The sequence below is a fragment of the Limnobacter sp. MED105 genome, assembly GCF_000170915.1.
Taxonomy (GTDB): Bacteria; Pseudomonadota; Gammaproteobacteria; order Burkholderiales; family Burkholderiaceae_B; genus Limnobacter.
The window spans coordinates 1-8,265 of record NZ_ABCT01000033.1 but is presented as its reverse complement, the minus strand read 5'-3'; the positions used below and the strand labels follow the sequence as shown (position 1 = coordinate 8,265).

At 52.4% G+C, this 8,265-nt stretch carries 10 protein-coding genes; 2 read left to right on the top strand and 8 right to left on the bottom strand.

What is annotated here, in order from left to right:
- Together LMED105_RS15665 and LMED105_RS15660 are read right to left on the bottom strand one after the other, a co-directional pair.
- The coding region (locus tag LMED105_RS15665; protein ID WP_008253236.1) for a PHP domain-containing protein at positions 1–697 on the bottom strand (697 nt) is incomplete at its 3' end.
- Between the two features lie 15 nt (positions 698–712).
- Positions 713–1,522: a ferritin-like domain-containing protein gene (locus tag LMED105_RS15660; protein ID WP_008253234.1), complete on the bottom strand. Its 810-nt coding sequence runs from the start codon at positions 1,520–1,522 to the stop codon at positions 713–715.
- A 79-nt stretch (positions 1,523–1,601) separates the two neighbouring features.
- On the opposite strand from LMED105_RS15660, the gene LMED105_RS15655 reads away from it, so the two are divergent.
- Positions 1,602–2,126, top strand: coding sequence for a gamma carbonic anhydrase family protein (locus LMED105_RS15655; RefSeq protein ID WP_008253232.1), 525 nt, complete (start codon positions 1,602–1,604; stop codon positions 2,124–2,126).
- A gap of 23 nt (positions 2,127–2,149) precedes the next feature.
- Positions 2,150–3,079 carry an Hsp33 family molecular chaperone HslO gene (locus tag LMED105_RS15650; RefSeq protein WP_008253230.1) on the top strand — a complete coding sequence of 310 codons (930 nt, stop codon included), beginning with the start codon at positions 2,150–2,152 and terminating at the stop codon, positions 3,077–3,079.
- Here the strand turns inward: LMED105_RS15650 and ftsB are convergent.
- The 6 genes from ftsB to LMED105_RS15620 all read right to left on the bottom strand — a co-directional run.
- Entirely contained in the window at positions 3,076–3,405 is a 330-nt protein-coding gene (gene ftsB / locus LMED105_RS15645) for a cell division protein FtsB (protein WP_008253228.1), read from the bottom strand. The genes LMED105_RS15650 and ftsB overlap by 4 nt on opposite strands.
- Positions 3,406–3,451: 46 nt before the next feature.
- Complete coding sequence (eno, locus tag LMED105_RS15640) at positions 3,452–4,735, bottom strand: phosphopyruvate hydratase (protein ID WP_008253225.1); 1,284 nt, start codon at positions 4,733–4,735, stop codon at positions 3,452–3,454.
- 47 nt (positions 4,736–4,782) lie between these two features.
- Complete coding sequence (gene kdsA, locus LMED105_RS15635; protein WP_008253223.1) at positions 4,783–5,640, bottom strand: 3-deoxy-8-phosphooctulonate synthase; 858 nt, start codon at positions 5,638–5,640, stop codon at positions 4,783–4,785.
- Positions 5,641–5,665: 25 nt separating this feature from the next.
- A complete protein-coding gene (locus tag LMED105_RS15630) occupies positions 5,666–7,312 on the bottom strand; it encodes a CTP synthase (RefSeq protein ID WP_008253221.1) in 1,647 nt (548 codons plus the stop codon).
- 110 nt (positions 7,313–7,422) lie between these two features.
- Complete coding sequence (locus LMED105_RS15625) at positions 7,423–8,067, bottom strand: 3-oxoacid CoA-transferase subunit B (protein ID WP_008253220.1); 645 nt, start codon at positions 8,065–8,067, stop codon at positions 7,423–7,425.
- A gap of 12 nt (positions 8,068–8,079) precedes the next feature.
- On the bottom strand, positions 8,080–8,265 hold a 186-nt coding region (locus tag LMED105_RS15620; RefSeq protein ID WP_008253218.1), incomplete at its 5' end, for a CoA-transferase.

The window sequence follows — 8,265 nt, the reverse complement described above, 5'->3', positions numbered from 1 at the left end:
CACCCCCCATTTTGACAAACTGCTCAACCAGCTCATCCATCTGCATGGGTTTCAAATCATAGCGCCCCGGGTGTGCAATCACCGGCAATCCATTTGAATCCAGAATCCAGTCGACAGCCTGCTTCAGACTGGCCCACTCATGGGGTACATAACCGGGCTTACCCGGCGTCAGGAATCGTTCAAAAACTTCGCGAATATCAGCACACACCTTGCGCTCAACCAAACAGCGGGCAAAGTGAGTTCGACTAATCAGGTTGGGGTTGCCCACATACTTCAAGGCACCTTCGTAGACACCTTCAATGCCAACCTTTTCAAGCTGACGTGACATTTCAATAGCTCTCTCGGTTCGCCCGTTGCGCACGCTGGCCAAGCCCTTCTCCAGCGGAGAGTTCTCATACTGCACATTCAAGCCAACAATGTGCAAAGTTACAGCGGACCAGGTCACCGAGATTTCTACGCCAGGAATGAAAATCAGATTGTGCTCCGCTGCCGCTCTCGCAGCACGGGCCAAGCCACTAACCTCGTCATGGTCAGTCAAAGACCAAATTTGTACACCGTTGGCCGCTGCTCTGGCAGCAAGTTCCTCGGGCTCGAGGGTGCCATCGGACACTGTGGAGTGGCAATGCAAATCCGCATTGATCAAGTGAGGGTCACTCCAATCAAGTTGGTTCGCTGAAAGTGGTGCTGCTGTACTCATACTTTTGCAATCCGCTTATTGGGCCGATTGCTCCAATTCAACTTGCATCAACCAAGCCAGTTCTTCTTCAGAAAACCCTGCTTGAGCGCGGGCCTTGAAATTGAAGGGTGAGCGCGGCTGCGGGGCGGTGTACTCCCGCAGGCAATACTCAAATGCTTCAATAGGTTCGCGCATTTCATTGTTGCACACTTCATTGAACCAGCGGTTGCCTATGGCCACATGCCCAATTTCATCGCACAAAATAACGTCCAGCACTTCGGCACTTTCCGTGTCGCCAGCCGCTGCCAGTTTGTCGCGTATCGTCGGTGAAACATCCAGCCCACGTGCCTCCAAAAGCCGCGGCACCAAGGCAAGCCTGGCCAACAGGCTGGCTTTGGTTTTCTCAGCCATTTGCCAAAGACCGTCGTGCGCGGGGTAATCGCCATACTTCAGGCCGTAGGCAGCCATGCGGCCACACAACAACGTGTGGTGATAAGCCTCCTCTTTGGCCACTTTCAACCAATCCAGATAGAACTGATGTGGCATTGAGGGAAAACGAACCAGCAAATCAAGCGCCAGATTAATTGCATTGAACTCAATATGGGCCAGTGAATGCAACAGCATGCCCCGCCCCACAGACTGGCTGACTTTGCGTGTAGGCACGCGCGCGGGGTGTACCAGCTCCGGTTTGTCTGGGCGACCAACGCCTGGCGAGAATTCGACTTGATTGCCTATGGGCAGTTGGTCGTCAATCGCCAACACCAGGCGCACTTTCTCAATGGAGTTTTTACACTCCAAAGCCCGCAAGGCGGCATGTCTCAAAGTTTGTTCAAGTTCACTGCCCATCACCACACTGCACTAGGGTTCGATGCATGTTATTTTAAGGCAAACACACCTCAGCAACACCCCAGGACAGGAGACAAACGTGGCCAAATACAAAATCAACGGCGAAGCGCCGACCGTGCACTCCAGCGCTTATGTGGCAGAAATGGCAAGCATCATCGGAAAAGTACGGCTTGATGAAAATACCTCGGTTTGGGATTTCGCAGCCATTCGCGGCGACAACGAACTGATCCATATTATGGAGGGCAGCAATGTGCAAGAAGGAGCAGTGTTGCACACCGACATCGGCTACCCCATGGTGGTGGGGAAAAATGTGACGGTCGGGCACCAAGCCTGTTTACATGGCTGCACTGTCGGCGAAGGCAGTTTGATCGGCATTCGTTCGGTGGTCCTGAACGGCGCAAAGATCGGAAAAAACTGTATTATCGGCGCCGGCGCGTTAATTACTGAAGGTAAAGAAATACCTGACCGCTCGCTGGTGGTCGGTTCTCCCGGAAAAGTAATCCGAACCCTCAATGACGATGAGGTGGCCCGCCTGATTGGCGCAGCCTTCTACGTGCAAAAAGCCAAGCTGTTCAAAGAAACGCTTGAACGAATTGACGATTAATTTTTTGCCAAATTTTTGTACCCATGACCGACACACTACGCACCCTGATCTTTGATCAATCCAGTTGCCGAGCGCACTTGGTACATCTTTCCAAGGCATGGCAACAGGTAGTTAACAACAATGACTACCCTCGGCCAGTTCAAAAAGTACTGGGTGAACTGGTTGCAGCCAGCACCATGCTGTCAGCCTCACTGAAGTTCGAAGGATCGCTGATTATTCAAATTCAGGGCGACGGTCCTATTCGATTGCTGGTGGCAGAATGTAATAGCCGTTTGGGTTTGCGTGCAACAGTGAAATTGGCAGAAGATGCAAAAATCCCCGAAAATGCCGACTTCAAAGACCTTGTCAACGCCACAGGCAAAGGTATATGCGCAATTATCCTGGATCCGCGCAACCGACTGCCTGGCCAGGCCCCCTACCAAGGCATTGTGCCACTTGCAGGTACTTCGGTGGCTGATTCGCTGGAAGCTTACATGCACAGCAGCGAACAGCTGGAAACACGCCTCATATTGAATTCGGACCACAATACTGCAGCAGGCCTGATGCTTCAACAAATGCCACAACATGGTGGTGTGGTTTCAAGTAAAGCATTCGACGCCGACGGTTGGGACAGGTTGACGGCCCTGATTAATACGCTGCAAACCGAAGAACACCTGAGCACAGAGACCGATGAATTGGCCAAACGCCTTTTTTGGGAGGAAGATCCTGACGGGTTGGCCGAACGTCAAGCACACTTTGAATGCACCTGTTCACGCGAAAAAGTGGGAAAAATGCTGGTGACCTTGGGTCAAGCCGAACTTGATGATGCTCTGTCAGAGAACCCGACGGTGGAAATTCAGTGTGACTTCTGCAATGCAAATTACTCGTTTACCCGAGCCGATTGCAACGCACTTTTTACAGAAAGCCCTGACAACGAAGGTTCACAAGATCCCCTTCCGCCCACCCTGCACTAATTTGAAGATTGTGTTGCCGCAGCTGGTGGCGTAGCCGCTGGCTGGCTGCGCGGCTCAATCAATTGAATAAAAACTTCATCTTTCTTGATCATGCCAAAATCATTTCTGGCACGCTCTTCAATTGCCTCAACGCCTTCGGTCAAACTGCGCACATCGCCCTCGAGCTGCTGATTGCGCAGTCTCAATGCTTCGTTCACCTGTTTTTGCTGCTCAAGCTGATCTTCGAGATCACTGACGCGCAGCATCCCGCCTTTGCCAAACCACAAAGGGTATTGAAGCAAAATCAACAAAGCAAAGAGGACGAGTGAAATCAGCCGGGGGTTCATATACAAGAAGGCCCCGCACTGCGGGGCCACCTTCGATTAATATCGATTAATCCAGGTTGTAGAAGGCTGAGCGGCCTGGGTAGTAAGCGATGTCACCCAAGTCTTCTTCAATGCGCAACAGCTGGTTGTACTTCGCAATGCGGTCTGATCGGCTCATGGAACCAGTCTTGATTTGCATGGCGTTGGTGCCCACTGCAATGTCAGCGATGGTGCTGTCTTCGGTCTCGCCCGAACGATGAGAAATCACCGCTGTGTAACGTGCACGCTTGGCCATTTCAATGGCAGCGAATGTTTCGGTCAAGGTACCAATCTGGTTGATCTTGATCAGAATGGAATTGGCAATTTTTTTCTCAATGCCTTCCGCAAGAATTTTGGTGTTGGTCACGAACAGGTCGTCGCCCACCAGCTGTACCTTGCGGCCCATGGTTTTGGACAGGTAAGCCCAGCCGTCCCAATCGTCTTCAGCCATGCCATCTTCAATTGAAATGATTGGGTACTTGTTGCACCAGCTTTCCAGCAGGTGTGCGAATTCCTGCGAGCTTAGCTCCATGCCTTCACCGGCCAGCTTGTACTTGCCACCTTTGTAGAACTCGGAGGCTGCGCAATCCAGACCCAAAGCAATTTGGGTACCTGGTTCAAAGCCTGCAGTTTCAATGGCCTGAATAATCATTTGAATGGCCGCCTCATGGTTGGCCACAGAAGGCGCAAAACCGCCTTCATCGCCCACTGCAGTCGACATGCCTTTGTCGTGAATGATTTTCTTCAGCGCATGGAACACTTCAGCGCCGTAGCGAATCGCTTCACGGAAAGAAGGTGCGCCCACGGGCAAAATCATGAACTCTTGCAGATCCAGATTGTTGTTGGCGTGCGCGCCACCGTTGATCACGTTCATCATGGGCACTGGCAGGCTCATGCCGCCCATGCCGCCAAAATAACGGTACAAAGGCAAGCCTGTTTCTTCAGCTGCAGCACGGGCCACCGCCATGGAAACCGCCAAGGTGGCGTTGGCACCCAAACGGCTCTTGTTTTCAGTGCCGTCCAGGTCGATCAGGTTCTGATCCAGAAACACCTGCTCTTGCGCATCCAGACCCAGAATCGCTTCGGAAATCTCGGTGTTGATGTTTTCAACCGCGCGCAATACGCCTTTGCCCAGGTAACGGGACTTGTCACCGTCGCGCAGCTCAACCGCTTCGCGAGTACCTGTGGACGCGCCAGAGGGTACGGCCGCACGGCCCATTGCACCACTTTCCAGCAACACGTCACATTCCACAGTGGGATTGCCGCGAGAATCAATAACCTCACGACCAATCACGTCAACAATTGCGCTCATAGTTTCCTCTTGGATTGATTAAATTCTGTTTTTAACGTTCAGCCTGTTTATTTCATCAGGTCTGTTTCGGCCAATGGGCCAGACTTCACCAAACGGTCCAGTTCCTGCAATGTGGCCAACAAGGCCTTCATTCGGGGCAAGGGCCAGGCATTCGGGCCGTCAGACATCGCTTTGGCTGGGTCAGGGTGACTCTCCATGAACAAACCAGCCACACCCACGGCCACAGCGGCACGCGCCAACACAGGCACGAATTCGCGCTGACCGCCACTTGCTGTGCCCTGCCCGCCAGGCAACTGCACACTGTGCGTGGCATCAAATACAACCGGGCACCCAGTGTTGCGCATAATGGCCAGGCTGCGCATGTCAGAAACAAGGTTGTTGTAACCAAAACTGACACCGCGCTCGCACACCATGATGTTCTTGCCATCACCGCCTGCCTCTATGGCAGCCGCGCGGGCTTTGTCCACCACGTTCACCATGTCGCCCGGCGCCAAAAACTGACCCTTCTTGATGTTCACTGGCTTGCCACACGTGGCCACTGCTTCAATGAAATCAGTTTGGCGGCACAAAAACGCTGGGGTTTGCAAAACGTCGACCACACTGGCCACCGCGGCAATTTCTTCAATTGCGTGCACATCGGTCAGAATGTTGACGTTCAGGGTTTTCTTGACATTGGCCAGAATATCCAGCCCCTTGTCCATACCCAAACCACGGAAGCTTTTGCCTGAACTGCGGTTGGCTTTGTCGTACGAGCTTTTGTAAATGAAAGGCACACCCAGTGACTCGCAGATTTCCTTGAGCTGACCTGCGGTGTCCATGGCCATCTGCTCACTTTCTATCACGCATGGGCCAGCGATGAGGAAAAAAGGTTTGTCCAAACCCACTTCAAAATTGCATAGTTTCATGTGGTGTCCTCCTGTTGGGTTCAGCTTATAACGCTTTGGCCAATTTGTGGGTCAAAGCAGCCTTCACGTACGCCAAAAACAAGGGGTGGCTGTCTCGTGGGGTGCTGGTGAACTCGGGGTGAAACTGCACGCCAAAAAACCACGGGTGATCGGGCAATTCCATGATTTCCGGCAAATCCTCGGTCGGCGTACGGGCAGAAATGCGCAAGCCAGCCTCTTCAAGTTGAGGCACGTAATTGTTGTTCACCTCATAACGGTGACGATGGCGCTCATTCACTTCAGGACCGTAAATGGACTCGGCCAGAGTACCGGGCTTAATCGGGCAACGCTGTGAACCAAGGCGCATGGTGCCACCCAAATCGCTTTGATCAGTCCGCAATTCAACTTTGCCCGTGCTGTCTTTCCACTCGGTGATTAAAGCAACCACTGGGGTGTCGGCAAGGCTGTCAAATTCGGTCGAATTGGCTTTTGGCAAACCCGCACAATGGCGCGCAAATTCAATCACCGCCAACTGCATGCCCAAGCAAATGCCCAAATAAGGCACTTTGTTTTCACGGGCGTATTGAATGGCTTTGATCTTGCCTTCTGTGCCGCGCTTGCCGAAACCACCGGGAACCAGAATCGCATCAAGCTTTTTCAGGCTTTCAGTGCCATTGGCTTCGATTTCTTCTGAATCAATGTAGTTGATATTCACCTTGGTTCGGGTGTGCAAGCCCGCATGATTCAGGGCCTCAATCAAGGATTTGTAGGACTCTGTCAGGTCAACATACTTGCCTACCATGCCAATCGTAATGTTCTGCGCAGGGTTCTCTTGCGCATACACAATTTCAGCCCACTTCGACAAATCGGCACGAGGTGCTTCAATGTTCAGCTTTTCCAACACAATGTCGTCAAGCTTTTGGGCTTCCAGCATGGCCGGAATTTTGTAAATCGTGTCTGCATCCCAAACCGAGATCACCGCTTCCAGTTGAACGTTCGAAAACATGGAAATTTTGGCGCGCTCATCGTCAGGAATTCGACGGTCAGCGCGACACAGCAATGCATCTGGGAAAATGCCGATTTCGCGCAGTTTTTGAACGCTATGCTGGGTGGGCTTGGTTTTCAACTCGCCGGCAGACGCGATGAACGGCACCAATGTCAGGTGCACAAAACAGGCACTGTTGCGACCAAGACGCAAGCTCATTTGACGAACGGCTTCAAGGAAAGGCAAAGATTCGATGTCGCCTACCGTTCCGCCAATCTCAACAATGGCCACATCAGTTTCTCCACCCCAGGCTGCGCGCGCGCCCTTCTCGATGAAAGCCTGAATTTCATTGGTAATGTGGGGGATCACCTGTACTGTTTTGCCAAGGTATTCACCACGGCGCTCTTTGCGCAGCACAGATTCGTAAATCTGACCTGTGGTGAAGTTATTGGACTTCTTCATTTTCGTAGAAATGAAGCGCTCGTAGTGCCCCAAGTCCAGATCGGTTTCTGCACCGTCTTCGGTGACAAATACCTCGCCGTGCTGGAACGGGCTCATCGTGCCTGGATCCACGTTGATGTACGGGTCCAGTTTGAGCATGGTGACTTTCAGGCCACGACTTTCGAGAATCGCGGCCAAAGATGCTGCGGCAATACCTTTGCCAAGGGACGAGACAACCCCGCCAGTAACAAATACATATTTGGTCATAGTGCCAGGCGGCGCTCAGTTGGGCGCTCAGTTGGGCGCCTGATTGAATGAATCAGGCACTGTTTGAAAGCAGAATTATAACTGAGCCCGCTTGGTCCATGCCAATGAACTTAAGCAAACTTCAGTTCACAGCCTGTTTTTTCTTGGAGTTCTTCTCTAGAAACACCCGGTGCTATTTCCAGTACCTCCAAACCTTCGGCAGTCACATCCATGACCGCAAGGTCAGTGATGATGCGGTTGACCACGCCCTTGCCTGTTAAAGGCAGAGTGCATTCGGGCAGAATTTTCAAGTCTGTGGTCCCGTCTTTCTTGCGGGCCACATGCTCCATCAGCACCACAACACGCGACACACCTGCGACCAGATCCATGGCGCCGCCCATGCCCTTTACCAGCTTGCCCGGAATCATCCAGTTGGCCAAATCGCCGCGCTGACTGACCTGCATGGCACCCAAAATTGCCAAATTGATGTGCCCGCCTCGAATCATTGCGAACGATTCCGAGCTCGAAAAGAATGCAGATCCATCCAGTGTGGTCACGGTTTGCTTGCCCGCATTGATCAAATCGGCATCCACTTGCGCCTCGGTCGGAAATGGTCCAATGCCCAACAAGCCGTTCTCGCTTTGCAGCATCACATCCATGCCCTCAGGAATGTGGTTACTGACCAAAGTGGGCAAACCGATACCCAGGTTCACATAAAAACCGTCTTGCAACTCACGCGCCGCGCGTGCTGCCATTTCATCGTGATTCCATGCCATTTGTTCTTCTCCTTATTGTGCCGGGGTCGCCAGGGTACGTTTTTCAATCCGCTTTTCAGGATTGGCATTCAACACAACCCGCTGCACGTAGATACCAGGGGTATGAATAAAGTTTGGATCGAGCGCGCCCACTTCCACAATTTCCTCAACCTCAACCACGGTGAATTTCGAGGCGGCCGCACACTCTGGGTTGAAATT

What these genes read in the sequence shown, in the direction of transcription:
- LMED105_RS15660 (WP_008253234.1), bottom strand. Translation starts at nt 1,522, where the DNA reads ATGGGCAGTGAACTTGAACAAACTTTGAGACATGCCGCCTTGCGGGCT.
- LMED105_RS15650 (WP_008253230.1), top strand. Translation starts at nt 2,150, where the DNA reads ATGACCGACACACTACGCACCCTGATCTTTGATCAATCCAGTTGCCGA.
- ftsB (WP_008253228.1), bottom strand. Translation starts at nt 3,405, where the DNA reads ATGAACCCCCGGCTGATTTCACTCGTCCTCTTTGCTTTGTTGATTTTG.
- eno (WP_008253225.1), bottom strand. Translation starts at nt 4,735, where the DNA reads ATGAGCGCAATTGTTGACGTGATTGGTCGTGAGGTTATTGATTCTCGC.
- kdsA (WP_008253223.1), bottom strand. Translation starts at nt 5,640, where the DNA reads ATGAAACTATGCAATTTTGAAGTGGGTTTGGACAAACCTTTTTTCCTC.
- LMED105_RS15630 (WP_008253221.1), bottom strand. Translation starts at nt 7,312, where the DNA reads ATGACCAAATATGTATTTGTTACTGGCGGGGTTGTCTCGTCCCTTGGC.
- LMED105_RS15625 (WP_008253220.1), bottom strand. Translation starts at nt 8,067, where the DNA reads ATGGCATGGAATCACGATGAAATGGCAGCACGCGCGGCGCGTGAGTTG.